The organism is Crateriforma spongiae, from assembly GCF_012290005.1.
In the GTDB taxonomy this organism is placed as follows: Bacteria; Planctomycetota; Planctomycetia; order Pirellulales; family Pirellulaceae; genus Crateriforma; species Crateriforma spongiae.
Window position 1 is genome coordinate 217,227 of record NZ_JAAXMS010000004.1, and the last position, 25,788, is coordinate 243,014.

The following is a 25,788-nucleotide window of genomic DNA, read 5'->3' on the forward strand; positions in this document are numbered from 1 at the left end:
CTACCGAAGCTCCCGGCCATGGCGGTAGACTTCCGTCCCACGCCCCGCCGGCGCGATGCCACTTTCTTGATGACGCCCGTTTCATGACGACACGTTCGATGACGAATTCCATGACGCCCGATCTGTCAGTTCAACTGGGGCGACTCAAGCTAAGCAATCCGATCATGGTTGCTTCCGGCACGTTCGGGTATGCCCGCGAGATGGAAAAAGTCGTCGACCTGTCACTGTTGGGTGGCTTGTTGCCCAAGACGATCACCGCCGAACCACGGATGGGCAATCCGCCCTGGCGAACGGTTGAAACGTCGGCCGGTCTGTTGAACGCGATCGGGTTGGACAATGACGGCGTGGACGCGTTCATCCAGCATCACCTGCCCTACCTGCGTCAGTTGCCCACCCCCGTGGTGGTCAGCATCGCCGGCCGAACCCGCGACGATTTCGTTTCGCTGGCCGAACAGATCGCCGCGCAGGGCGGTGCCGCGGCGATCGAGCTGAATTTGTCGTGTCCCAATGTTTCCGGCGGTATTGATTTCGGCACCGATGCCGACAGTTGCCGGAAAGTCGTTGACCAGGTTCGACAGAGTTGCGATCTGCCGATTTTGGCCAAGTTGACGCCGAACGTGACGCGGATCGCTGACATCGCGGCGGCGGCGGCCGATGGTGGAGCCGACGCGGTTTGTCTGATCAACACCGTGTTGGCGATGGCCGTCAATTGGCGTTCGCGTCGTCCCATCTTGGGCAACGGGATGGGCGGGCTAAGCGGTCCGGCCATCAAGCCGATTGCGCTGCGATGTGTCCATCAAGTTCGACAAGCGGTGGACATTCCGATCATCGGGATCGGTGGCATCGCCAATATCGACGACGTGATGCAATTCCTGGTGACCGGTGCGTCGGCCGTTCAGATCGGTACAGCGAATTACTACGACCCTCACGTCTCCACACGTCTGGTCGGCGAATTGCCCGAAGTGCTGCGTGACGAAGGCGTGGATCGAATCAGCGATTTGATCGGCACACTGAAAGTTTAAGCCCGAGGTTCGAAAACCGGGCTGCTTCCTTCTGACGCGTCTTCTTTCCGCGGCAGCTTGCCGCATGCCGGTGAGGTATCCAGGGCGGTGTTTGCGCCGAAGACATGCTCCGGTGCAAAGTGCTGTCTTTTGGTGTGACGTGTGAATCTCCGGTGCGACGTCCTGTCACGTGCGACGATGTGGACAGTCATTTTGAGCGGTCGAGTGGCGTGGAATCCAACGCTGCAGATTTAGAATGGCGTTTCGGTTTTCGCGAAAGACCGCTTCAACGTTTCGCCAAGGACGCGTGAAACGAAGTCGGCCGGACAGCAAGGTTGCGGTTGGAGGCACTGGCGGCGCGGACCAGCGAAGCCGATTTGGTTCATTCCGTGTTCTGTTACTTTGAAATGGGAGATGTGACCATGCGAAACCCACGCAAGGCCTTCACACTCGTCGAATTGTTGGTCGTGATTGCGATCATCGGTGTTCTGGTCGGTTTGTTGCTTCCGGCGGTCCAGTCCGCTCGCGAAGCCGCACGTCGAATGTCGTGCAGCAACAACGCCAAACAGCTGGGCTTGGCGCTGCACAACTATCATAGCGCGTTCAAGCAATTTCCCGCCCACCGCGCCGGCACGACCGGCCGCAAGGGGTATGGAATCAGCTGGAACAATATGAACGTGTACAGCAATGACACGCACAATTTCCGGCGTCTCAGCATGCTGGTTGCCTTGACGCCGTTTTTGGAACAACAACCGCTGTGGGACACCATCAGCAATCCCGTGTCGGTGCAGTACAACGGCAACGCTGCACCCAATGGGGCGTATCCATCGATGGGACCGGTTCCCTGGAAAGGGCAATACACCCCTTGGCGGACGCTGGTTTCGGCGTTGCAGTGCCCCAGCGACGCGGGGCCGCCGGTGACCACAGGGACGACCAACTATGGCGCCTGCATCGGCGACTGTGTGCGTGCATTGGGTTGGGGAAACCCGCCCAAGGAAATCAAACGTGGGTTGTTCCTGAGCGCGACGGTCACGCGGTTCCGTGACATCGTCGATGGCACCGCCAACACGATGGCCTTGGCGGAAATCACCAACAGCCTGGGCGACCGAGGCATCAGTGGCGGTGGCGCCTACGACATCGGCGGCGACATCAACTTGAGTCCCCAAGAGTGCTTGGACACGGCCGATCCGCTGCGTCCGAAGTTCTACGCACCTGGCGTGTTGCTGTTGGGCTACAGCGGCAACCTTGGCAAATGGGGCGACGCCGGTCGCGGCAATCGTTGGTGTGACGGCGGAGGCAACTTTGCCACGTTCAACGCCATCTTGCCGCCCAACAGCCCTAGTTGTTCCCGCGACGGCGGCGATGCCGGTGATGGAATCTGGAGTGCCGGCAGCTATCACCCCGGTGGTTGTCACATCGTGATGGGCGACGGTTCGGTGCACTTCGTCAGCGAAGCGATCGATGCCGGTGATCCCTCGATTCCCGCCGTCGGCCCGGGCAGCTGGAACGGCTCACTCGCCGGCAGCCCCAGTCCCTACGGCATTTGGGGAGCCCTGGGCACGATCAACGGCCGCGAACAGATCGATATGGATGAACTGTAGAGCCCTCCCAAGTCCTATTGAACGAATCGCAACCGTGGCCCGGATGGAAAACCGGGCCGCGGTTTTTTCGTTTTGTAAACACACCGGCATGGTCGTCGTCGCCGGAACGTCGATTTCGATCCAATTTAGGGACGCATCGGGACCTTTTCGGTGGGGATACCGAGTCGGCAACACCCGAAAAACCGGAAAGGTTCGACGTTGCAGCCGAAAATCAGCGAAAAAAATCGAAAAACTTTTATCTTGCCCTCCACCCGTTGGGGCTGGTTTTTTTGAGCGTGGCGTGGTCGCGCCATCCCCATGGCCACTCGGAGCAGTCTTCATAATGCGAATTCGGGCACCGTTAAGGGTGGTGGTTCGAACAACCCAGTCATCGAAAGTGGGTTTCGGGAAAAATCCTTGTCAACCCGTCGAATGTCGGAAAATCCTTGGTTTTCCCGCGTTTTACCGATAGCATGCGACATTAGACCGCCACTGCGGGGCCGAATTTTACCTTCATTGTCAGGTTTCGCCCGACGGTCAGCTTGTCAAAGCGGATCTCGCCTTGTCTTTCGAGATCCACGTTAAGGGTTTTCTTTATTGCGTTATCGGAGCGTACACATGCGTCAAAAACGTGCGGGCTTCACGCTCGTGGAGCTGTTGGTCGTCATCGCGATCATCGGCGTCCTTGTCGGACTTCTTCTTCCCGCGGTGCAATCGGCTCGCGAAGCCGCCCGCCGCATGTCGTGCAGCAACAACGCCAAGCAAATCGGTTTGGCGCTGCACAACTATCACAGTGCTTTCAAACAGTTCCCTGTTCACCGTGCTGGTACGACGGGCCGCAAGGGCTACAACGCGAACTGGAACCAGATGACCAGTGCCGACGATGCCGCCGGTGGTGGTCGAAACTTCCACAACTTCCGCCGTTTGAGCATCCTGGTCGGCTTGCTGCCGTTCATGGAACAACAGCCGTTGTGGGACACGATCAGCAACCCGGTCAGCGTCCAGTTCAACGGCAACGCGGCCCCCGGCGGTGCGTACCCCGCGATGGGCCCGACGCCTTGGAAAGGCCAGTACACCCCGTGGCGTACCATGGTTTCGTCGTTCAATTGCCCCAGCGACAGCGGCCCGGCGACCACCTACGGCACGACCAACTACGGTGCTTGTATGGGTGACGGCATCCGCGGTCTGGGATGGGCCAATGTGCCGAAGGAAGTCAAGCGTGGGATGTTCATGGGTGCGACCGTGACCCGTTTCCGCGACGTTGTTGACGGAACGGCCAACACCATGGCCCTGGCGGAAGTCACCAACAGCCTGGGTGACCGTGGCGTCAGCGGTGGTGGTGCCTACGACATCGGTGGCGACATCAACCTGAGCCCGCAAGAGTGCTTGGACACGATCGATCCGCTGCGTCCGAAGTTCTTCGCTCCCGGCGTGTTGCTGTTCGGCTACAGCGGCAGCCTCGGAAAGTGGGGCGGATCGGGACGTGGATCACGTTGGACCGATGGTGGTGGTAACTTCGCCAGCTTCAACGCGATTCTGCCGCCCAACAGCCCGTCTTGCTCACGCGGTGGCGGTGACGCCGGTGACGGAATCTGGTCGGCCGGCAGTTATCACCCCGGCGGCTGTCACGTCGTGATGGGTGACGGTTCGGTCCACTTCGTCAGCGAAGCGATCGACGCGGGTGACCCGACGATTGCCGCGGTCGGCCGTCCCCAGTGGAACGGTTCACCCGCCGGTAGCCCCAGCCCCTACGGCATCTGGGGCGGCTTGGGAACGACCAACGGTCGTGAACAAGTCAGCGTCGACGATCTGTAATCGGCACGGTGCAGCCTAGGTGGCTGCCGACTGTTGATTCAGATGCAACGCATGGACGGTTGCCCCGGAACGTCACCGGGGCAACCGTTTTTTCGCCTCCTGATCACTGGTCAATCGGAGTGCCGGGTCATTGGGGTTCCAGGCGATCGGATTGGCCGGTTCCTGGCGGATTTGACGTCTCGGTCATTCCGTATGGTCAGAAAATGCCGCCGTGAAATACCTCAGCAGGGTGGCTGCTGTGCTCAACAACCGCGCCTCGACGCAAATGGTTCGAAAAATTTCCAGATTTTTTCCAAGAAATGTCAGTGTGTTCAAGTCTTCACTTGTCCCTGCTGGCAGGATGCTCAGCGAAACAACGTCTCTTTCACTTTGAAGAAACTCAAAGGCTCGCTGAGGCGACTGCTGAGCGTCAAATTGTCATGCGACACCCCGCCGCACGGGTGCGGCGATGCAAGGGGATGATATGCCAGCGGAATCTGAAGCTTTCATTAACGCGTCTAGTTGCTAGAAAGCATCGTTAGCAGGTCTTTCGGGAAGACTTTCCTCCATTGCGGTTGCCCGAAGACTGTTTTCGTCTTTTTCCGTTTGGATCGCTGTTATCGGTGATCCGGTCATTTCTCTTGGTTTGGGAGCGCACTTTATGCGTCAAAAACGTGCGGGCTTCACGCTCGTGGAATTGTTGGTCGTGATCGCGATCATCGGTGTCCTTGTCGGACTTCTTCTCCCCGCGGTTCAGTCGGCTCGCGAAGCCGCCCGCCGCATGTCGTGCAGCAACAATGCCAAGCAAATTGGCTTGGCCCTGCACAACTATCACAGTGCTTTCAAGCAGTTCCCCGCCCACCGTGCCGGTACCACCGGTCGCAAGGGTTACAACGTCGGTTGGAACGACATGGTCGCCGCGGATGATGCCGCCGGCGGTGGTCGAAACTTCCACAACTTCAACCGCTTGAGCATCCTGGTCGGCCTGCTGCCGTTCCTGGAGCAGCAGCCGCTGTGGGATACGATCAGCAACCCGGTCGCCACCCAATTCAATGGCAACGCCGCGCCCGGTGGCGGATACCCGGCCATGGGGCCGACGCCTTGGAAGGGCCAGTACACCCCGTGGCGTACCATGGTTTCTGCGTTCAACTGCCCCAGCGACAGCGGCCCGGCGACCACCTACGGCACGACCAACTACGGTGCCTGCATGGGTGATGCCGTGCGTGCGTTGGGTTGGTCCAACCCGCCCAAAGAAATCAAACGCGGGATGTTCCTGGCCGGCAACGCCACTCGTTTCCGCGACGTTGTCGACGGAACGGCCAACACCATGGCCCTGGCGGAAGTCACCAACAGCCTGGGTGACCGTGGCGTCAGCGGTGGTGGTGCCTACGACATCGGTGGCGACATCAACCTGAGCCCGCAAGAGTGCTTGGACACGATCGATCCGCTGCGTCCGAAGTTCTTCGCTCCCGGCGTGTTGCTGTTCGGTTACAGCGGCAGCCTCGGAAAGTGGGGCGGATCGGGACGTGGAGCACGTTGGACCGATGGTGGCGGTAACTTCGCCAGCTTCACCGCCGTTCTGCCGCCCAACAGCCCGTCTTGCTCACGCGGTGGCGGTGACGCCGGTGACGGAATCTGGTCGGCCGGCAGTTATCACCCCGGCGGCTGTCACGTCGTGATGGGTGACGGTTCGGTCCACTTCGTCAGCGAAGCGATCGACGCGGGTGACCCGACGATTGCCGCGGTCGGTCGGTCCCAGTGGAACGGTTCACCCGCCGGTAGCCCCAGCCCCTACGGCATCTGGGGCGGCTTGGGAACGACCAACGGTCGTGAACAAGTCAGCGTCGACGACCTGTAATCGACACGCGGCCGGTGTCCGCTGGCCGCCATCATTGAAACTTCGAAACGCCGGCGATTGCGAAAGCGATCGCCGGCGTTTTTTTTTTTGTTGCCCGCGGATCTGACTCATGTAAGAGCGGCTTGGCGACCAGCCTGTCGTGTTTCCACCTTCTGTCTCCAATCCGTCCGCTGATGCGATTGCGGTCGGGCTTACGCCGGAGTCTTCCTGGGACGCCTGGCCCCAAAAATCGGCTTTGCTGCGTGTTCAGTGATGCCTCCTTAGGTGTCTGCAGAGGGCAAATTCTGCGCTTTGCGATGGCAAAATGGTCCGTGTTTTTGGCACGAATGTCTTGGTGCGCGTCGTGATGGCGCAGGTGTCAAAGAAAAATCGCAGAAATTCTCGTGCATCTCTTGTCCCTTCCGGCGGCCCTTACGCTTGTCCCTCTGTAGCGGATCCTATCGCATTGGTGCTGCAAAACGTGGTGTTTTTGGGGAGCGTCACGTTCGTTGTTCAGGTCGGATCACCACAGGCCTGTAGGACGCCAATCGCCAGCGGTGCGAAAAATGAGCATTGTTGGCTGCATTCTTTCGTTGGCAGGATGCTCTTGGTTCGCAGGTGCTCGGTTTGAGTGTCTGCGTGCGGGTTTTGTAAGCCCCTCGGGTTAGCGATTTCTGACGCTGCTGTTGGCGACGATGCAGAAGTTTCTGCGACGACAGACGGACGTGAATTTGCAAATCCGAGGCGAGATTTTCGTCTTCTCTGTCTTCGTTTCGGGAGTGTTGATCCATGAAAAGACAACGCGCAGCATTTACGCTTGTCGAGCTGTTGGTCGTGATCGCGATCATCGGCGTCCTTGTCGGCCTACTTCTTCCCGCGGTTCAGTCGGCTCGTGAAGCCGCCCGCCGGATGTCGTGCAGCAACAACGCCAAGCAAATTGGCTTGGCTCTGCACAACTATCACAGTGCATTCAAGCAGTTCCCCATCAACATGGGCGGTTCGTCCGGGTCGAAGGGGTATGCCAATCTGGTCGGGAACTCGGACCAAAGCAATCGTCGGCGGTTAAGCATGCTGGTCGGACTGCTGCCGTTCCTGGAGCAACAGCCGCTGTGGGACACGATCAGCAACCCGGTGACGGTTCAGTTCAACGGAAACGCAGCACCCAATGGCGCCTATCCGGCGATGGGGCCGTGCCCGTGGCGTGGCGGTTACACGTCGTGGCGGACCATGGTTTCGGCGTTCAATTGCCCCAGCGACAGCGGCCCGGCGGTGACCACCGGCACGACGAACTACGCCGCGGTGGTCGGGGATTGCGTACGCGCGTTGGCCTCCAGCAATCCACCCAAGGAGGTCCGTCGGGGGATGTTTGCGTCGACGACCGCAACGCGATTTCGTGATGTCGTTGATGGGACGGCGAACACGATGGCGCTGGCGGAAATCACCAACAGCCTGGGCGATCGCGGGGTCAGCGGTGGCGGAGCGTATGATATCGGAGGCGATGTCAACCTGAGCCCACAAGAGTGCTTGGACACGATCGACCCATTGCGTCCGAAATTCTACGCCCCTGGCGTGATGTTGTTTGGTTACAGCGGCAACCTGGGCAAGTCACCCAACGCGGGGCGTGGCAATCGCTGGGCCGATGGCGGCGGCAACTTCGGCATGGTCAACGCCGTATTGCCCCCCAACAGCCCCTCGTGTGCTCGCGCTGCTTGGGACGCCGGCGACGGGATTTGGTCGGCCGGCAGTTACCACCCCGGTGGCTGTCACGTCGTCATGGGTGACGGTTCGGTTCACTTTGTCAGCGAAGCGATCGATGCGGGGAATCCCGCGACCCCCGCCGTCGGAGCTCCTGGATGGAACGGTTCTCCCGCCGGAAGCCCCAGCCCCTACGGCGTTTGGGGCGGACTGGGAACGATCAACGGTCGTGAACAAGTCAGCATTGACGACATCTAATTGACGCTCGATTCACATCGAGCCCCCGTCACGATTCTTCAGCTGCAACGCCGGCCTCGCTCACGCGATCGCCGGCGTTTTTCATGCTTCGGACCAGTGAAAAGAGGCAATATCAGGGGGCGGAGCCAGGGCCCATGGTGCATACCGGAAACGGAGCTCCTCTTTGCAAAGCATCTCTCCGCAACGCGTTTTCATTGCCAATGAGATCGCCAACCGATCACGGTTCTCGGTGCAACGTGTTGCAGTTTTCGCGGTGCATCTCGAGTAATGCGATGCTTCTTAGCTTCGTCCGCGGAGTCGCGAATGCGACTTTTACCGACGGAGCTGATACTTTGGAAAAGCAAATCGCAATGTTAATAATAAATATGCGGGCCTAGGGTGTGGCCTTTTGTGCGCTATCGTGCGTCTAAAAAGCGGTGTGTGTTTGCATTCGTGGTGCGGAATGAGCGGTGCAGGCGTCAAGTGTTGGTTGAGGTGAGCGTGTCGGATTAATAAGGCGTCGTTTTGGGCTACGCATTCCCATACCACCGATCGTTTACGTCTTTCGAAAGACCATTAGGCTGCGTGCCAGCCCCCGCGTTGAGGCTGCTGTCAAAGCGAATGACGTTGTCGGCGATTCATCCATTGTCATTGACCGGCAGTGCCGCTGTTTTGACGCAATCGCGTGTGGGCTGTCTTTGCTCTTTCTCTTTTCGTTCGGAGTAATTCTCGTATGCGCACAAAACGTGCTGGCTTCACATTGGTGGAGCTGTTGGTCGTGATCGCGATCATCGGTGTCCTGGTCGGACTTCTTCTTCCCGCGGTTCAGTCGGCTCGCGAAGCCGCCCGCCGCATGTCGTGCAGCAACAACGCCAAGCAAATTGGCCTAGCGTTGCACAATTATCACAGCGCTTTCAAACAGTTTCCCGCGGAGAGAGCCGGAACGACGGGGTTCCGAGGCTACGCCGGTCAGGGCATTGTCGGCGGCAACAATCAAAGCAATCGGTGTCGGTTGAGCATGCTGGTGGGCCTATTGCCATTCCTGGAACAACAGCCGTTGTGGGACACGATCAGCAACCCGGTCGCGACGCAGTTCAACGGGAATGCGGCCCCCAATGGTGCCTACCCCGCGATGGGGCCGGTGCCGTGGACCGGCCAGTACACGCCCTGGCGAACCATGGTCTCACCATTTAACTGCCCCAGTGATTCAGGGCCTGCGGTCACGACCGGAACAACCAATTACGCCGCCTGCGTGGGCGATGTGGTCGACCACTTGGGGTCTCGCAATCCGGCCAAGGAAGTCATGCGAGGTTTGTTCATGGTGGCAACGCACCGAAAGTTCCGCGATATCGTCGACGGAACTGCCAACACAATCGCAATGGCGGAAATCACCAACAGCTTGGGCGACCGCGGGGTGAGTGGCGGCGGGATGTACGATCCGACGTTCAATGCCCGTACCGAACCACACTTATGTGCCCAAACGATCGACCCCCTACGTCCCAAATTCTACGCACCGGGAATCCTGTTGCTTGGTTATAGCGGCAGCTTGGGTAAGTGGGGGAATGCCGGTCGCGGAAATCGCTGGTCTGATGGTGGTGGCAACTTCACAATGGTCAACACCATCTTGCCACCCAACAGCCCTAGCTGCTCCGCCGGCGGCGGCGATGCGGCAGCCGGAATCTGGTCGGCCGGCAGCTACCACCCCGGCGGCTGTCATGTGGTGATGGGCGACGGCTCGGTTCACTTTGTCAGCGAAGCGATCGATGCTGGCGACCCGACGGTTCCGACTGTCACCCGTCCAAACCAGAACGGATCGCCCGCCGGTATCGCCAGCCCCTACGGGGTTTGGGGCGGTTTGGGAACCGTCAACGGTCGTGAACAAGTCAGCATCGACGACATCTAATTGACGCTCGATTCACATCGAGACCCATCGTCACGACTCTGCAGCTGCAACGCCGGCCTCGCTCACGCGATCGCCGGCGTTTTGCATGCGCTTGATGAGGTTTCTGGGGCGTCGATCCCCGCTTTGTCGTGGCACGATCCTCCAATAATCTGGCACGTTTATGCTTGTCGACCTGTCGTGTTCGATTGGTTTCGAAAATTCCAGCGGAAATAACGGAAAAATTTCGGTCGATTCGGGCAACGCGTTGTCGCCCGGAAGAATCACGTGTTCTCGCCACTCGTGTTGAACAATCCCCCGCTATTTGCCGGTTAAATCGTGGTCGGACGCCATTGCACCGGACGCGGTTTTGAAGTCCCAGGCGACCAGGGGTTGCGAGATCTGAGCGTGGGTGTGCTCAGGAATTTAGTGGCAATATAAGGCTTGTTCGCTATCCCTGTTACAGGCACGCGAGTGCAAGTTTTATCAGCCTTTGGGTTTTGTGAATCTTCGGCGGCGTCCTTCAACGCTTTGACGACGGGCGGCCGGGGATCGGCGATTCAGGGCGAAATTCCCTTCTTCTTCTCAGTCTTTGTTTCGGGAGTGTTGATCCATGAAAAGACAACGCGCAGCTTTCACGCTGGTCGAGCTGTTGGTCGTGATCGCGATCATCGGCGTCCTTGTCGGCCTTCTTCTTCCCGCGGTTCAGTCGGCTCGTGAAGCCGCCCGCCGGATGTCGTGCAGTAACAACGCCAAGCAAATCGGTTTGGCCCTGCACAACTATCACAGTGCTTTCAAGCAATTCCCCATCAACCTGGGCGGTACCACCGGCAAAAAGGGTTACCGGGGTGCCTTGGTCGGAAACGCCCAGCAGAGCAATCGTCGTCGATTGAGCATGCGGGTCGGCCTGTTGCCGTTCATGGAGCAACAACCGCTGTGGGACACCATCAGCAATCCGGTCACGTTGCAATTCAACGGTAACGCGGCACCCAACGGCGCGTACCCGTCGATGGGACCGACACCGTGGCAGGGCCAGTACACGTCGTGGCGGACCATGGTTTCGGCGTTCAACTGTCCCAGCGACAGTGGCCCGCCGGTCACCACAGGAACCGCCAACTATGCGGCTTGCGTCGGTGATGTTGTCCGTGCGTTGGCATCGGGTAACCCGCCGAAGGAAATCAAGCGGGGCATGTTCCTGGTCGGAACCGCGACCAAGTTCCGTGACGTCGTCGACGGAACGGCCAACACGATCGCGTTGGCCGAAATCACCAACAGCTTGGGTGACCGTGGCGTCAGCGGTGGTGGTGCCTACGATATCGGTGGCGACATCAACCTGAGCCCTCGCGAGTGCTTGGACACGATCGATCCGCTGCGTCCGAAGTTCTACGCCCCCGGCGTGCTGCTGTTCGGTTACAGCGGAAGCCTGGGCAAGTGGGGGAACTCGGGACGCGGCAATCGCTGGGCCGATGGTGGTGGTAACCACGGAATGGTCAACACCGTGTTGCCGCCCAACAGCCCCACGTGTGCGCGTCGTGGTTGGGATGCCGGTGACGGGATCTGGTCGGCAGGCAGCTATCACCCCGGCGGCTGTCACGTCGTGATGGGTGACGGTTCGGTCCACTTCGTCAGCGAAGCGATCGACGCTGGCAGCCCCGACACCCCAGCAGTCGGACGCCCGAACTGGAACGGTTCGCCCGCCGGCAGCCCCAGCCCGTACGGCGTTTGGGGTGGCTTGGGAACAACCAACGGTCGCGAACAGGTCAGCATCGACGACGCTTGATCGTCAGTCAGGCCTGCATCCGCAGGCGGGACACCATTTAAGAAAACGCCACGCCGGCGGTCGCACATTTGCGGTCGCCGGCGTTTTTGTTGCCCGGCACCACCCATTCGTTGGGTGATGTTCCCGTGCCGAGGCGCCTGCGTCGGGATGTTCACCGAAAGCAATTGCTTTAACGCTTGTGGGTTCACAGGGTTTCCACCTGCGAGGGGTGTCTGTTGCTCAGAGTGAGCGTTCTTGTTTCCAGGTCGAACAAAAAAAATCGGAAAATTTCGAAGAATCTTGCAATCCGTTTGGTGGGTGACATGCGTGATCTTTTGCGTTGCTGTTTGTGATTAAAATGAGCGTTTATGCAATGTCTGCCTTCCACTGAGAATTCGGGGGGGGATGCAAAGTTAGCGTCCGTTCGTCACGCGACAGTGTGTCACAGGGGCGTCGTGAACGCCCGTCTCGGGATCGTTCTGGTGGCCTAAGGCTTCCTTTCACGCATTGGGTAGATAGAAAGTCAACAGTGTGAAGCCGACGCCGGGCATTTGTCAGCTTTGGCGACCACCTGTCGAGGCCGGTTTTCACTGTCTTTCTCAGGGTCCGTTTCATTTTTCCCGTCGGACCGTTTGTTTCCCACTCCGGAGTGAACTTCTATGCGTCAAAAACGTGCGGGCTTTACGCTCGTGGAGCTGCTGGTCGTGATCGCGATCATCGGCGTCCTTGTCGGCCTACTTCTTCCCGCGGTTCAGTCGGCTCGCGAAGCCGCCCGCCGCATGTCGTGCAGCAACAACGCCAAGCAAATTGGCTTGGCGTTGCACAACTACCACAGTGCGTTCAAGCAGTTCCCGGTTCACCGCGCCGGCACCACCGGCAAGAAGGGCTATAACGCCAACTGGGCCGAGCTGAGTGCTTATTCGACCGATCAGCACAACTATCGCCGGCTGAGCATGCTGGTGGGGCTGCTGCCTTTCATCGAACAACAGCCGTTGTGGGACACGATCAGCAACCCCGTTAGCGTGCAGTTCAACGGAAACGCCGCCCCCAACGGGGCGTATCCCGCGATGGGGCCGACCCCTTGGCGTGGCCAGTACACACCGTGGCGTACGTTGATTTCGTCGTTCAATTGCCCCAGCGATTCGGGCCCCGCAGTGACCTACGGCACGACCAACTATGGTGCGTGTTTGGGTGACGTCGCCGGCGGCTTGGGCTGGGCGAACCCGCCCAAGGAAGTCAAGCGAGGCATGTTCCTTAGTGCAACCGTCACCCGATTCCGTGACGTGGTTGACGGAACGGCCAACACGATTGCCGTTGCCGAGATCACCAACAGCCTGGGCGACCGCGGCGTCAGCGGCGGCGGTGCCTATGACATCGGTGGCGACGTGCGTCTGAATCCGCAAGAGTGTGCGGACCAAATCGATCCGCTGCGTCCCAAGTTCTTCGCACCCGGCGTCATGCTGTTCGGCTACAGCGGAAGCCTTGGCAAGTGGGGCGATGCCGGCCGCGGTAACAAATGGATGGACGGCGGCGGTAACACCTGTAGCGTCAACACCATCCTGCCGCCCAACAGCCCGTCCTGTTCACGTGACGGAAACGATGCCGGTGACGGGATCTGGACCGCCGGCAGTTATCACCCCGGTGGATGCCATGTCGTGATGGGAGACGGTTCGGTCCACTTCGTCAGCGAAGCGATCGACGCCGGTGACTCGACCGTCGCCACGGTTGGCCCGCCCGGATGGAACGGTTCGCCGGCCGGTAGCCCCAGCCCCTACGGCGTCTGGGGTGGTCTTGGCACGCGAAACGGTCGCGAGCAAGTCAGCATCGACGACCTGTAATCGACACCGGGTCGGCCTGGGCTGACCCTGACGACGGAAAAGACGAAAACGCCGGTGGTCGCATTCACGCGATCGCCGGCATTTTTCATGCGCGGTTAGTCTGTCCCAGGCTCGGAGGCCGCGTCGGTTGTCCGAATCGAAACAAAAATTCAAAAAAAGCGAAGAAAAGCTTGGTCGTGTTCAAGCGAGCAGTGTCGACATGGAAATTTGAATGATTTTCAGGCATTTTTGCCGCACCAACCATGGTTCTGGCGTGATCTGGTTGCGTGTTGACAATTAATCCGCTCCTTTCGGGTGTGGCCGGTCATCTGAACGGGTGGTGTCCTGTCTTCATTCTGGCACCTTGCGCTTGGAAACGAGCAAGTGTTTGCTAGAAAAGTGCACTGAGGGCGTGTTTGGGGCAGATTCTGATCCTTTGAGGCTCTCAGGTCTGTACGCATGCTCTCGCGGACACGCTCGTCGTTCTTGTCGACGAAGCACTCTTCATTTGCTTTTTTCTGGAGCGCAGTTTATGCGTAGTCAACGTTCGGGCTTCACGCTCGTGGAGCTGTTGGTCGTCATCGCGATCATCGGCGTCTTGGTGGGATTGCTTTTGCCGGCAGTGCAGTCGGCACGTGAAGCGGCCCGCCGCATGTCGTGCAGCAACAACGCCAAACAAATGGGTTTGGCACTGCACAATTACCACAGTGCATTCAAACAATTCCCCGCCCAACGCGCCGGCACGACCGGGTCGAAGGGCTACACCGGCGCGATCAATGCGGACAACAACGCCAGCAACAAATGCCGGCTGAGCATGTTCGTCGGGCTGTTGCCGTTCATTGAACAGCAGCCGCTTTGGGATCAAATCAGCAATCCTGTGGCCGTTCAGTACAACGGCAACGCGGCCCCCAACGGTGCATACCCGGCGATGGGGCCGGTGCCGTGGACCGGCCAGTACACGCCGTGGCGGACGGTCGTTTCGTCGCTGCAGTGCCCCAGCGATAGTGGTCCGCCGGTGACGACGGGCACGATCAACTATGCGGCTTGCGTCGGTGACGTGGTCGACCAGTTGGGATCGCGAAACCCGGCCAAAGAAACGATCCGTGGTTTGTTCATGGTCGCGAAGCATCGTCGATTCCGTGACGTCGTCGACGGTACCGCCAACACGATTGCGCTGGGTGAAATCACCAACAGCCTGGGCGATCGCGGTGTCAGCGGCGGTGGTGCCTATGACGTCGGATTCAACGTGCGGCTCGAGCCGAACAATTGTGCCGGTCTGATCGATCCGTTGCGTCCGAAGTTCTATCATCCCGATGCACAGCTGCTGGGCTACAACGCGCCGTTGGGCAAGTGGGCTGGTGCCGGCCGTGGAAATCGCTGGGCCGACGGCGGCGGGAACCTGTCGAGTTTCAATACGATCTTGCCGCCCAACAGCCCCAGTTGCTCCGCCGATGGTGGCGACGCGGGGGCCGGGATTTGGTCCGCCGGCAGCTATCACCCAGGCGGCTGCCACGTGGTGATGGGCGATGGTTCCGTGCACTTCGTCAGCGAAGCGATCGACGGCGGCGACGACACGGTCCCAACCGTCACCCGTCCGAACCAAAACGGTTCACCGGCCGGTATCGCCAGCCCCTATGGCGTTTGGGGTGGCTTGGGAACGACCAACGGTCGCGAACAAGTCAGCATCGACGACATTTAAGCCGCGACGACTGTCGATTTAAATTCTGTAACGCCGCGGATCGAGTGATCGGTCCGCGGCGTTTTTTATGCGCAAGGTCGCTTTGCGAAAGCAGCACCAACAAACCAGGCCATTCTGTCAAGCCAGGCCATTCTTTGGCGACGATCGGGGCGGGCGATCGTTCCGACCTGATCTCCAAGCACGTCGGATGCTTGGCCGGGGAGTTCCGCCGCTACGTGGCCGCAAGGTCGTCTCACCGGCCCTCGTCCGATGTCCGATTCGGCAAAGAATTTTGAAATTTTGTCAAAATTTTTCTTTCGAGCTTCGGACAAGCCATTGAATCCCCCCCCTCACGGCCGCGTGATAGCAAAAAACACGGCAAATCCTGCTATCGAATGACTGTTGACAGTAAACGGGGCCTGTTGGGCTTGACCCGCTGGCCGGTTCAGTCAACGAATTTTGAGCCCCCTGCGACAGAAGAGACTGTACGGAAGATTGTCCGCTTTGGCTATGATTGAAACGCTGAGTGCTCAATAGGGCGTGTTCGCAGTCCTTGGTTGCGGAAAATGAGCTTTCGGCAGTGTCGAAGGGTGTACGCGGGGATAGTTTTCTCGGCCGGCACCTTCGCGACGAACAAGCCAACTGTCTCTTTGTTATTTTTCATGGAGCGCAAATCAATGCGTCAACAACGTGCGGGCTTCACGCTCGTCGAACTCTTGGTCGTGATCGCCATCATCGGTGTCCTGGTCGGTCTGCTTCTTCCCGCGGTTCAGTCGGCGCGTGAAGCCGCTCGCCGTATGTCGTGCAGCAACAATGCCAAGCAAATCGGCCTGGCCCTGCACAACTATCACAGTGCTTTCAAGCAATTCCCCGCTCACCGCGCGGGAACCACGGGTAAGAAAGGCTACCTGGCCAATTGGACGGAAATGAGTGCGTACAGCACTGACACGCACAACTATCGCCGGCTGAGCATGCTGGTCGGATTGTTGCCGTTCATCGAACAGCAGCCTTTGTGGGACACCATCAGCAATCCCGTCACCGTCCAATTCAACGGCAATGTAGCGCCCAACGGTGCCTATCCCGCGATGGGACCGACCCCGTATCGGTCCCAATACACGCCGTGGCGGACGCTGATTTCGGCGTTCAATTGCCCCAGCGACTCGGGACCTCCGGTCACCTACGGCACGACCAACTACGGTGCCTGCATCGGTGACACCGTTCTGGCACAGGCATGGGCCAACCCGCCCAAGGAAGTCAAGCGTGGCGTGTTCACCGGCGCGACGGTGACCCGTTTCCGCGACGTCGTCGACGGAACGGCCAACACGATCGCGATCGCCGAATTGACCAACAGCCTGGGCGACCGCGGCGTTGGCGGCGGTGGTGCCTACGACATCGGTGGCGACATCAACCTGAACCCGCAAGAGTGCTTGGACACTCGCGACCCGCAACGGCCGAAGTTCTACGCACCCGGCGTGCTGCTATTCGGCTACAGCGGCAACTTGGGCAAATGGGGCGATGCCGGACGAGGCAACAAGTGGGCCGATGGCGGTGGCAACACCTGTTCGGTGACTACGATTCTGCCTCCCAACAGCCCCTCGTGTGCGCACCGCAGCAATGACGCCGATGACGGCATCTGGAGCGCCGGCAGTTACCACCCCGGCGGCTGCCACGTAGTGATGGCGGACGGTTCGGTCCACTTTGTCAGCGAAGCGATTGACGCGGGTGATCCGTCGATCCCGGCCGTCGGACAACCCAGCTGGGGCGGTTCGGTCGCCGGCAGCCCGAGCCCCTACGGCATCTGGGGCGGACTGGGCACGATCAATGGTCGAGAGCAAGTCAGCATTGACGACATTTAACCTTCGAAAGTTCGCCAAGCGAGCCCGATTTGCGGCGGCGGCGACAACAATCTGACAAGAAAATCAAAAAAAATTGGAGGCCGCGGGTTGAGACATCGACCCGCGGCCTTCTTCTGTTTTTGCCGCATTTTTCGCAACGAATGCTCAGTGTGAGCGTTCTCATTGGCGGCTACAGGCACCTTCTTGTGGGTGGGGCCAGTCTACTTCGGCAGTGGATCTCTTGTTCACCTTCAAGGCGTTTTTTGGGTTCAGATGGCTCCTTTATGCGTATAATGCGGTGTAGTGTCGCATTGCAAGGCGACAGGGGTGGCTCCTTCTGAGCGTGAGTGCCTTGTTTTTGTGCGTCCCTTTGCTTCACGGATTTCGGTGACCCACCGGATTCGTGGATTTCTTGCCGGCTTTTTCTTTGTCGCCGGCTCGAGTTCTTGTTGATGTCATTTCGGAGAGTTTCTATGCGTCAAAAACGTGCGGGCTTTACGCTCGTGGAGCTGCTGGTCGTGATCGCGATCATCGGCGTCCTTGTCGGACTTCTTCTTCCCGCGGTTCAGTCGGCTCGTGAAGCCGCCCGCCGCATGTCGTGCAGCAACAACGCCAAGCAAATTGGTTTGGCCCTGCACAACTACCACAGTGCTTTCAAGCAGTTCCCCACACACCGTGCCGGCACGACCGGTCGCAAAGGCTACAACGTTAGCTGGAACGACATGGTGGCCGCCGACGACGGCAACCGGAACATGCACAACTTCAACCGTCTGAGTTTCCTGGTCGGCCTGTTGCCATTTGTCGAACAACAGCCGTTGTGGGACCAGATCAGCAACCCGGTCAGCGTCCAGTTCAACGGCAATGCGGCGCCTAACGGTGCGTATCCCGCGATGGGCCCGACGCCTTGGAAAAACCAGTACACGCCGTGGCGTACGATGATCGCGGCGTTCAATTGTCCCAGCGATTCGGGACCGCCGGTGACCTACGGCACGACCAACTATGGTGCATGCTTGGGTGACGTCGCGCGTGGCTTGGGCTGGGCCAATCCGCCCAAGGAAATCAAGCGTGGTGCTTTCTTGTCGGCGACCGTTCGTCGTTTCCGCGACTTCGTCGACGGGACCGCCAACACGATCGCGGTCGGCGAAATCACCAACAGCCTGGGTGACCGAGGCGTCAGCGGTGGCGGTGCTTATGACATCGGCGGCGACGTCAGCTTGAGCCCGCAAGAATGCTTGGACACGATCGATCCGCTGCGTCCGAAGTTCTTCGCACCCGGCGTCATGCTGTTTGGTTACAGCGGCAACCTCGGCAAGTGGGGCGATGCGGGCCGCGGAAACAAGTGGATGGACGGCGGCGGGAACACCTGTAGCATGGCCACCATCTTGGCCCCCAACAGCCCGTCCTGTTCACGTGACGGTAACGACGCCGGCGACGGAATCTGGTCCGCCGGCAGCTATCACCCGGGCGGCGTTCACGTCGTGATGGGTGACGGTTCGGTCCACTTTGTCAGTGAAGCGATCGACGCGGGTGACCCGACCATTCCCACGGTCACCTCGCCGAACCACGGCGGTTCGCCAGCCGGTATCGCCAGCCCGTACGGTGTCTGGGGTGCATTGGGAACCGTCAACGGTCGCGAACAAGCCAGCATCGACGACATCTAATCGTCAAACGTTGGCACGGATAGACATGCGAAACCGCGGGCCGAGTGATCGGTCCGCGGTTTCTTTTTGGGCCGACGACAGTGCCGAAATCCAAACGGTGTCGAACAAAATGTCGGCCAAACAAAGCTCGGAAGCAGCTCCGTCAGTGGCGGCGTGATGGGTTAGGAACTGCTGCCAATGTGAAAAATTTGTGCACAAGTGGCGAAAAATGGAAGCATCATGCGCCCAAGTCCGCTAACATGCGTCGGTCTGCCACCCTCTGGTGGGTAGGGCGATGCCGCAAGTTGACGGTTAACTGAGAGTGTTTTGAGACACCGAATCGGCCTGGCCACCGCCTCGATTCGATCAAACGCATCATCGACCGCATGACGTCCGCGACATCACCACGACGAGCAGCGGCCGGTCATCCAGCCGGCTTCGCTTGGTCGCAGCGGGTGAGCAGACAGGAGTGTCGCGGTAGGGCGTCGGTCCGATCGGGCCGAAGACGCGGGGCTCCCAGACTCGTTCCTTATTCTTCTGGAGTTCTTCGGATGCAACAAAAACGCCATGGATTCACCCTGGTGGAGCTGTTGGTCGTGATCGCGATCATTGGCGTGTTGGTCGGTCTGCTTTTGCCCGCCGTTCAATCGGCGCGCGAAGCGGCGCGACGGATGGCATGCAGCAACAATGCCAAGCAAGTCGGCTTGGCACTGCACAACTATCACAGCGCGTTCAAACAGTTCCCCGCTCACCGAGCCGGCACGACCGGCGTCAAAGGATACGACGCCACGTGGAATCAAATGACGTCGGCCGATGACGGGGCCGGCGGCGGACGCAACTTCCACAACTTTCGTCGGCTCAGCATGCTGATCGGATTGTTGCCGTTTATCGAACAGCAGCCTTTGTGGGACACGATCAGCAACCCGTTGTCCACCCAGTACAACGGCAATGCCGCGCCCGGCGGTGCTTATCCCGCGATGGGGCCGACGCCTTGGAAGAACCAGTACACGCCATGGCGGACCCTGGTGGGAACGTTCCAGTGTCCCAGTGATTCGGGGCCGCCGGTGACTTACGGCACGACGAACTATGCCGCCTGTGTCGGCGATGTCGTTCGAGGTCTTGGTTCGCGAATCCCGCCGTCGTCGATCCAGCGTGGGATTTTCATGTCCGCTTCGGCGCGTCGTTTCCGTGACATCGTTGACGGCACGGCGAACACGATCGCGGTCGGCGAAATCACCAACAGCCTGGGCGACCGTGGCATCAGCGGCGGTGGCGCCTATGAGGACAGTGGACCGGCGTTTGGTGACATCAACATCACGCCCCAGAATTGTGCCGACCAAGTTGATCCGCTGCGTCCGAAGTTTTTCAAGCCCGGCGTATTGCTGTTCGGCTACACGGGCAATCTTGGGAAATGGGGTGCCGAAGGCCGCGGGGGCAAGTACATGGATGGTGCGACCAACCAAACGTCGATGAACACCATCCTGCCGCCCAACAGTCCGTCGTGTTCCTACAACAACCAGGACAATGCCGACGGGATCTGGAGCGCCGGCAGTTATCACCCCGGCGGATGTCACGTGGTGATGGGGGACGGTTCGGTCCACTTCATTAGCGAAGCGGTGGATGCCGGGGACGCGACGTTCAGCGCGGTCGGCCAACCGGGATGGAACGGTTCACCGGCCGGGGCCGCCAGTCCCTACGGCGTCTGGGGCGGTTTGGGGACCACCAACGGTCGCGAACAAGTCAGCATTGACGACCTGTAACGCGTCAACTTCACACGGCTGTCCGTCTTGAGTGCGGGCTGGTATCCACCGCCAAACGCCGCGGACCGAATGATCGGTTTGCGGCGTTTTTTCGTCGTCGGATACTGGAATATCACTGCCTATCGCGGTCATCGTGGCTGTCTTGACCGACGCGCCCCCCCTCGTCGATTCGGCTCATCTGCGGTGTGTTTTTGCGCTTTCTTGGCAAAAAATGGTGCGTTTAAGTCTCTTTGAGTGCGACTTGTGAGCGTCCCGTGTGTTAGGTTGAGTCAAAGTGCCGCCCCCTGGTGGGGTCTTTTCGACTAGTTCGCTGATGTCGTTTCAAACGCCGGGTCGGGAGCACCGTGCGGGCCAAAACGTGGACCGGATCCCTGGCCGACGGAATCCCCGATTCATGGCGTCGTGATCGATGAGCTTTGCGATCAAGTCGGGCACGGTTTGCATCATTCGGAGCCGAGGCAGCGTTGGCGGGCGGGTAGCCGCCGGTGGCGTGTTCGGCTTCCAGCGACTTTTCCTTATCACGCGGAGACATCCTTATGCAACGAAGGCACCACGGATTTACCTTGGTGGAGCTGTTGGTCGTGATCGCGATCATCGGCGTCTTGGTGGGTCTGCTTTTGCCCGCCGTTCAATCGGCACGCGAAGCCGCCCGCCGCATGTCGTGCAGCAACAACGCCAAACAAATCGGCTTGGCACTGCACAATTACCACAGTGCGTTCAAGCAATTCCCCGTCCACCGTGCCGGCACGACGGGAAAGAAGGGCTATAACGCCAATTGGAACGATATGGTCAATGCCGACGACGGCAGCCGTAACACTCACAATTTCCGCCGGCTCAGCATGCTGGTCGGCCTGTTGCCGTTCATCGAACAGCAGCCTCTTTGGGACACGATCAGCAATCCGGTTGCGGTCCAGTTCAACGGAAATCCGGCGCCCAACGGCGCCTACCCGGCAATGGGGCCGGTGCCGTGGAAAGGGCAATACACGCCGCACCGGACGATTGTTCCCGCTTTTCAGTGCCCCAGCGACGCGGGTCCCCCGGTGACGTTCGGCACGACCAACTATGCCGCATGTATCGGCGACGTCGCGTTCGGCATCGGTTGGGCGAACCCGCCCAAGGAAGTCAAACGCGGCATGTTCTTGTCCAGTCAGATTCGACGTTTCCGTGACGTCGTCGACGGGACGGCCAACACGATCGCGATCGGTGAAATCACCAACAGCCTTGGCGACCGTGGCATCACCAGCGGTGGCGCATACGACATTGGCGGCAGTGTGTATTTGAATCCGCAAGAGTGCTTGGATACCAAGGATCCGCTGCGGCCCAAGTTCTTTGCGCCCGGCGTGTTGTTGCTGGGCTACAGCGGCAACCTTGGCAAAGGCGGCAACGCGGGACGCGGGAACCGTTGGATGGACGGCGGCAGCAACTTCACAACGATGGCCACGATCCTGGCGCCCAACAGTCCGTCGTGTGCCCAGGTCGCCGGTGACGCGGGCGACGGGGTATGGAGCGCCGGCAGTTATCACCCCGGCGGCATTCACGTCGTGATGGGTGACGGTTCGGTTCACTTCGTCAGCGAAGCGATCGATGCGGGTGACCCGACGGTGCCGACCGTGTTCAACGGCAATAACAACAACCCGGCGGGTTCGCCGGCCGGTATCGCCAGCCCCTACGGCGTGTGGGGGGGCTTGGGAACGACCAACGGTCGCGAACAAGTTAGCGTCGACGACATTTAAGGTCGCGGGCTTTCAGTCAATCGAATTCGGTAACGCCGCGGATCGGGTGATCGGTCCGCGGCGTTTTGCGTATGCAAGGCGTCAGGTTGGGGGTTTGTTCACTGGTTGATCGGTGGGGGACTGTTTTAGGGATAAAAACGAAAATACATATGCGAAAATTGAAACCAATGCGATTGGTTGGGGTTTGAGAATGCAGTGGCCCAATCGGCCGGCTGCGTGAGCGTCGCAATGAGTCGCCGAATTGGCCCGCTTTTCGTTTTCGTCCCGTTCCCTGAAAGACCCAGACCGTGAAAACTTTCGATTCCTCTTCGGATGGTTGTCCATCCCCGCGGCGTACACCACAAGTCCGTTCGGCATTCACGCTTGTCGAGTTGTTGGTGGTCATTGCGATCATCGGCGTTCTTGTCGGACTTCTGCTTCCCGCGGTCCAGTCGGCTCGCGAAGCCGCCCGCCGCATGTCGTGCAGCAACAACGCCAAGCAAATCGGCTTGGCGCTGCACAATTACCACAGTGCGTTCAAGCAATTCCCCGCCCAACGTGCCGGCACGACCGGGTCGAAGGGCTACAACGGCGTGATCGATGCGGATAACAACGCCAGCAACAAGTGCCGGCTGAGCATGTTCGTGGGGTTGATGCCGTTTCTGGAGCAACAGCCGCTGTGGGACACGATCAGCAATCCTGTGGCCGTTCAGTACAACGGCAACGCGGCCCCCAACGGTGCTTATCCCGCGATGGGACCGGTGCCGTGGACCGGCCAATACACGCCGTGGCGGACGGTTGTTTCGTCGCTGCAGTGCCCCAGCGACAGCGGTCCGCCGGTGACAACGGGGACCATCAATTACGCCGGATGTGTCGGCGACGTGGTGGACCAGATTGGATCCCGTGCCCCGGCCAAAGAAGTCATCCGTGGGTTGTTCATGGTCGCAATGCACCGTCGTTTTCGTGATGTCGTCGACGGCACGGCTAACACGATTGCGATCGGCGAAATCACCAACAGCCTGGGCGACCGTGGCGTCAGCGGTGGCGGTTCCTACGACGACGGATTCAACGTCCGGTTGGAACCCGACATGTGTGCGGCCAACATTGATCCGCTGCGTCCGAAGTTCTATCGCGACGGTGCGATGTTGCTGGGGTACGCCGCGCCGCTGGGCAAATGGGAAGGCGCCGGACGGGGCAATCGATGGGCCGATGGCGGCGGCAACTTGTCCTGCTTCAACACGATTTTGCCGCCCAACAGCCCCAGTTGCTCGGCCGACGGTGGCGACAGCGGGCCCGGAATCTGGAGCGCCGGCAGCTATCACCCCGGCGGTTGTCATGTCGTGATGGCCGACGGATCGGTGCACTTCATCAGCGAAGCGGTGGATGCCGGTGACAATACCGTTCCCACCGTCACGCGGCCCAGCCAAGGCGGATCGGCCGCCGGCATTCCCAGCCCGTACGGTGTCTGGGGTGGTTTGGGCACGACCAACGGTCGAGAACAAGTCAGCATCGACGACATTTAATCGGCTCGGATCAATCGTCCGACAGCCAGATTCGCAACGACGCCGCGGTCCGATCCCATCGGACTGCGGCGTTTCGTCGTCATGGCCGCAATGCTGCGTTGATTCGCCACTGCAATCCGCTGCCATGCGATCTGGCCAGGTGTGCAGTAAACGTGGGTTTTCATGCGGTCAACGAAGTGCAATGTGTTCCTGTGTGCAGTGGTGGTCGATTTAAGGGGTGATGGATTCGCGTATTTCATTCGCAGTGGTAGACGAATACACTTTGCCGGACATGCGAAGTGCCAACAGTTTATCTGGCTATTGTAGGACAAGATGGCGGGCTCTTTGCGACTCGTTCTTTTCTCTCGGAGTGTGAACCATCATGCGAAGCAAAAAATCAGGCTTCACGTTGGTCGAACTGTTGGTCGTGATCGCGATCATTGGTGTCCTTGTCGGCCTTCTTCTTCCCGCGGTTCAGTCGGCTCGTGAAGCCGCCCGCCGTATGTCGTGCAGCAACAACGCCAAGCAAATCGGGCTGGCGCTGCACAACTATCACAGCGCGTTCAAGCAATTCCCCGCTCACCGCGCCGGCACCACCGGCAAGAAGGGCTACCTGGCCAGCTGGGGTGAAATGAGTGCTTACAGCACCGACACGCACAACTATCGCCGGCTGAGCATGTTGGTCGGTTTGTTGCCGTTCATCGAGCAGCAACCTTTGTGGGACACGATCAGCAATCCGGTGTCAACGCAATTCAACGGCAATGCGGCACCCAACGGTGCTTATCCCGCGATGGGCCCGACCCCGTATCGCAACCAATACACGCCGTGGCGAACGCTGATTTCGGCGTTCAATTGCCCCAGCGATGCCGGTCCGCCGGTGACCTTCGGCACGACCAATTACGGTGCCTGTATCGGTGACACCGTGCGTGCACAGGGCTGGGCCAACATGCCCAAGGAAGTCAAGCGTGGGATGTTCACGCCCGCCAACAAGACGCGATTCCGTGACGTCGTCGACGGGACGGCCAACACGATCGCGATTGCCGAACTGACCAACAGCCTGGGCGACCGCGGCGTCGGTGGCGGTGGTGCCTATGACATCGGTGGTGACATCAACCTGAACCCGCAAGAGTGCTTGGACACCCGCGACCCGCTGCGTCCGAAGTTCTACGCTCCCGGCGTGATGCTGTTCGGCTACAGCGGAAACTTGGGCAAGTGGGGCCAAGCCGGCCGTGGTAACAAGTGGGCCGACGGTGGCGGAAACATGAGTGCCGTCACCACGATCTTGCCGCCCAACAGTCCTTCCTGTGCACGCGGCGGCAACGACGCCGATGACGGGATCTGGAGTGCCGGCAGTTACCACCCCGGCGGCTGTCACGTCGTGATGGGGGACGGTTCGGTCCACTTCGTCAGCGAAGCGATCGATTCCGGCGACTCGACCGTTGCCGCGGTTGGCCGCCCGCAATGGAACGGTTCGCCCGCCGGCAGCCCCAGCCCGTATGGCATCTGGGGTGGCTTGGGAACGATCAATGGTCGCGAACAAGTCAGCGTGGACGATCTGTAATCGTCTCGCCGCCTGGATCCGGGCGGCCGACGACCAGCCATTCGCAGACGCCGCGAGTCGATGCCCGACTCGCGGCGTTTTTTGTCAGCTTTGCCCAGTCTTCCCGAGCGTCAGACGCGACCTTCCCAAGCGTCAGACGCGACAATTCAACCACCCCGTGTATGCAAATCTTTCACCGGGGCTGTGCAACAAACGGGTGGTCCTTGCTACAATTCGCAGTGGAATTCGGGCGGAACGTTCCGTCATCAAGATGGCTGCCTTCGCAGTCCCCGTCTTGTCTCCACCCCTAATTAGTTTGAATTGCAAGGAACTTACGATGAAGTGGTTGAACCTCATGATGGCGGCTTTGTTCTGCTTCGCGATCGCTGGCTGTGATTCGCAAGAAGGCGTTGTCGAGCAAACCGACGAAGCTGCTGAAGCTGCGATGGAAGCTGAGTACGAAGCCGAGTACGAACAGTACGCTGAAGAAGAAAACTGAGCTTGATCGCTCCGTTTGTGTGC

At 59.7% G+C, this 25,788-nt stretch carries 17 protein-coding genes; 16 read left to right on the top strand and 1 reads right to left on the bottom strand.

What is annotated here, in order from left to right; all coding sequences use genetic code 11:
- The first annotated feature begins 98 nt into the window (after positions 1-98).
- The 14 genes from HFP54_RS12335 to HFP54_RS12400 all read left to right on the top strand — a co-directional run bounded on the left by HFP54_RS12335 (position 99) and on the right by HFP54_RS12400 (position 23,747).
- Positions 99-1,022: a dihydroorotate dehydrogenase gene (locus tag HFP54_RS12335; RefSeq protein ID WP_168565359.1), complete on the top strand. Its 924-nt coding sequence runs from the start codon at positions 99-101 to the stop codon at positions 1,020-1,022.
- Between the two features lie 314 nt (positions 1,023-1,336).
- Positions 1,337-2,602, top strand: coding sequence for a DUF1559 domain-containing protein (locus HFP54_RS12340; RefSeq protein WP_235951710.1), 1,266 nt, complete (start codon positions 1,337-1,339; stop codon positions 2,600-2,602).
- Between the two features lie 597 nt (positions 2,603-3,199).
- A complete protein-coding gene (locus tag HFP54_RS12345; RefSeq protein WP_168565360.1) occupies positions 3,200-4,396 on the top strand; it encodes a DUF1559 domain-containing protein in 1,197 nt (398 codons plus the stop codon).
- A 640-nt stretch (positions 4,397-5,036) separates the two neighbouring features.
- Entirely contained in the window at positions 5,037-6,233 is a 1,197-nt protein-coding gene (locus tag HFP54_RS12350) for a DUF1559 domain-containing protein (RefSeq protein ID WP_206036178.1), read from the top strand.
- Between the two features lie 768 nt (positions 6,234-7,001).
- On the top strand, positions 7,002-8,165 hold the full coding sequence (locus HFP54_RS12355; RefSeq protein WP_168565362.1) for a DUF1559 domain-containing protein: 1,164 nt from the start codon (positions 7,002-7,004) through the stop codon (positions 8,163-8,165).
- A 712-nt stretch (positions 8,166-8,877) separates the two neighbouring features.
- A complete protein-coding gene (locus HFP54_RS12360) occupies positions 8,878-10,047 on the top strand; it encodes a DUF1559 domain-containing protein (protein WP_168565363.1) in 1,170 nt (389 codons plus the stop codon).
- 589 nt (positions 10,048-10,636) lie between these two features.
- Positions 10,637-11,803 (top strand): DUF1559 domain-containing protein, encoded by a 1,167-nt coding sequence (locus tag HFP54_RS12365; protein ID WP_168565364.1) that lies wholly within the window; start codon positions 10,637-10,639, stop codon positions 11,801-11,803.
- Between the two features lie 638 nt (positions 11,804-12,441).
- Positions 12,442-13,620, top strand: coding sequence for a DUF1559 domain-containing protein (locus tag HFP54_RS12370; RefSeq protein WP_168565365.1), 1,179 nt, complete (start codon positions 12,442-12,444; stop codon positions 13,618-13,620).
- A gap of 511 nt (positions 13,621-14,131) precedes the next feature.
- Positions 14,132-15,298, top strand: a complete 1,167-nt coding sequence (locus tag HFP54_RS12375; protein WP_168565366.1) for a DUF1559 domain-containing protein — start codon at positions 14,132-14,134, stop codon at positions 15,296-15,298.
- 656 nt (positions 15,299-15,954) lie between these two features.
- Positions 15,955-17,133 carry a DUF1559 domain-containing protein gene (locus HFP54_RS12380; protein WP_235951712.1) on the top strand — a complete coding sequence of 393 codons (1,179 nt, stop codon included), beginning with the start codon at positions 15,955-15,957 and terminating at the stop codon, positions 17,131-17,133.
- 452 nt (positions 17,134-17,585) lie between these two features.
- Entirely contained in the window at positions 17,586-18,773 is a 1,188-nt protein-coding gene (locus HFP54_RS12385; protein ID WP_197137399.1) for a DUF1559 domain-containing protein, read from the top strand.
- A gap of 530 nt (positions 18,774-19,303) precedes the next feature.
- A complete protein-coding gene (locus HFP54_RS12390) occupies positions 19,304-20,512 on the top strand; it encodes a DUF1559 domain-containing protein (protein ID WP_168565368.1) in 1,209 nt (402 codons plus the stop codon).
- Positions 20,513-21,048: 536 nt separating this feature from the next.
- Positions 21,049-22,245 carry a DUF1559 domain-containing protein gene (locus HFP54_RS12395; RefSeq protein WP_145297308.1) on the top strand — a complete coding sequence of 399 codons (1,197 nt, stop codon included), beginning with the start codon at positions 21,049-21,051 and terminating at the stop codon, positions 22,243-22,245.
- Between the two features lie 287 nt (positions 22,246-22,532).
- Positions 22,533-23,747 carry a DUF1559 domain-containing protein gene (locus HFP54_RS12400; protein WP_146413898.1) on the top strand — a complete coding sequence of 405 codons (1,215 nt, stop codon included), beginning with the start codon at positions 22,533-22,535 and terminating at the stop codon, positions 23,745-23,747.
- On the opposite strand, the gene HFP54_RS12405 is transcribed toward HFP54_RS12400, so the two are convergent.
- A complete protein-coding gene (locus HFP54_RS12405) occupies positions 23,744-23,911 on the bottom strand; it encodes a hypothetical protein (protein WP_168565369.1) in 168 nt (55 codons plus the stop codon). The two genes, HFP54_RS12400 and HFP54_RS12405, sit on opposite strands and share 4 nt — an antisense overlap.
- Before the next feature lie 197 nt (positions 23,912-24,108).
- On the opposite strand from HFP54_RS12405, the gene HFP54_RS12410 reads away from it, so the two are divergent.
- Both HFP54_RS12410 and HFP54_RS12415 read left to right on the top strand, forming a co-directional pair.
- Positions 24,109-25,287: a DUF1559 domain-containing protein gene (locus HFP54_RS12410; RefSeq protein ID WP_146413897.1), complete on the top strand. Its 1,179-nt coding sequence runs from the start codon at positions 24,109-24,111 to the stop codon at positions 25,285-25,287.
- A gap of 316 nt (positions 25,288-25,603) precedes the next feature.
- Positions 25,604-25,765 carry a hypothetical protein gene (locus HFP54_RS12415; RefSeq protein ID WP_165701207.1) on the top strand — a complete coding sequence of 54 codons (162 nt, stop codon included), beginning with the start codon at positions 25,604-25,606 and terminating at the stop codon, positions 25,763-25,765.
- Positions 25,766-25,788: the final 23 nt, after the last annotated feature.

What these genes read in the sequence shown, in the direction of transcription:
- HFP54_RS12395 (WP_145297308.1), top strand. Translation starts at nt 21,049, where the DNA reads ATGCAACGAAGGCACCACGGATTTACCTTGGTGGAGCTGTTGGTCGTG.
- HFP54_RS12380 (WP_235951712.1), top strand. Translation starts at nt 15,955, where the DNA reads ATGCGTCAACAACGTGCGGGCTTCACGCTCGTCGAACTCTTGGTCGTG.
- HFP54_RS12405 (WP_168565369.1), bottom strand. Translation starts at nt 23,911, where the DNA reads ATGAAAACCCACGTTTACTGCACACCTGGCCAGATCGCATGGCAGCGG.
- HFP54_RS12375 (WP_168565366.1), top strand. Translation starts at nt 14,132, where the DNA reads ATGCGTAGTCAACGTTCGGGCTTCACGCTCGTGGAGCTGTTGGTCGTC.
- HFP54_RS12410 (WP_146413897.1), top strand. Translation starts at nt 24,109, where the DNA reads ATGCGAAGCAAAAAATCAGGCTTCACGTTGGTCGAACTGTTGGTCGTG.
- HFP54_RS12345 (WP_168565360.1), top strand. Translation starts at nt 3,200, where the DNA reads ATGCGTCAAAAACGTGCGGGCTTCACGCTCGTGGAGCTGTTGGTCGTC.
- HFP54_RS12355 (WP_168565362.1), top strand. Translation starts at nt 7,002, where the DNA reads ATGAAAAGACAACGCGCAGCATTTACGCTTGTCGAGCTGTTGGTCGTG.
- HFP54_RS12350 (WP_206036178.1), top strand. Translation starts at nt 5,037, where the DNA reads ATGCGTCAAAAACGTGCGGGCTTCACGCTCGTGGAATTGTTGGTCGTG.
- HFP54_RS12370 (WP_168565365.1), top strand. Translation starts at nt 12,442, where the DNA reads ATGCGTCAAAAACGTGCGGGCTTTACGCTCGTGGAGCTGCTGGTCGTG.
- HFP54_RS12385 (WP_197137399.1), top strand. Translation starts at nt 17,586, where the DNA reads ATGCGTCAAAAACGTGCGGGCTTTACGCTCGTGGAGCTGCTGGTCGTG.
- HFP54_RS12415 (WP_165701207.1), top strand. Translation starts at nt 25,604, where the DNA reads ATGAAGTGGTTGAACCTCATGATGGCGGCTTTGTTCTGCTTCGCGATC.
- HFP54_RS12335 (WP_168565359.1), top strand. Translation starts at nt 99, where the DNA reads ATGACGAATTCCATGACGCCCGATCTGTCAGTTCAACTGGGGCGACTC.
- HFP54_RS12390 (WP_168565368.1), top strand. Translation starts at nt 19,304, where the DNA reads ATGCAACAAAAACGCCATGGATTCACCCTGGTGGAGCTGTTGGTCGTG.
- HFP54_RS12365 (WP_168565364.1), top strand. Translation starts at nt 10,637, where the DNA reads ATGAAAAGACAACGCGCAGCTTTCACGCTGGTCGAGCTGTTGGTCGTG.
- HFP54_RS12360 (WP_168565363.1), top strand. Translation starts at nt 8,878, where the DNA reads ATGCGCACAAAACGTGCTGGCTTCACATTGGTGGAGCTGTTGGTCGTG.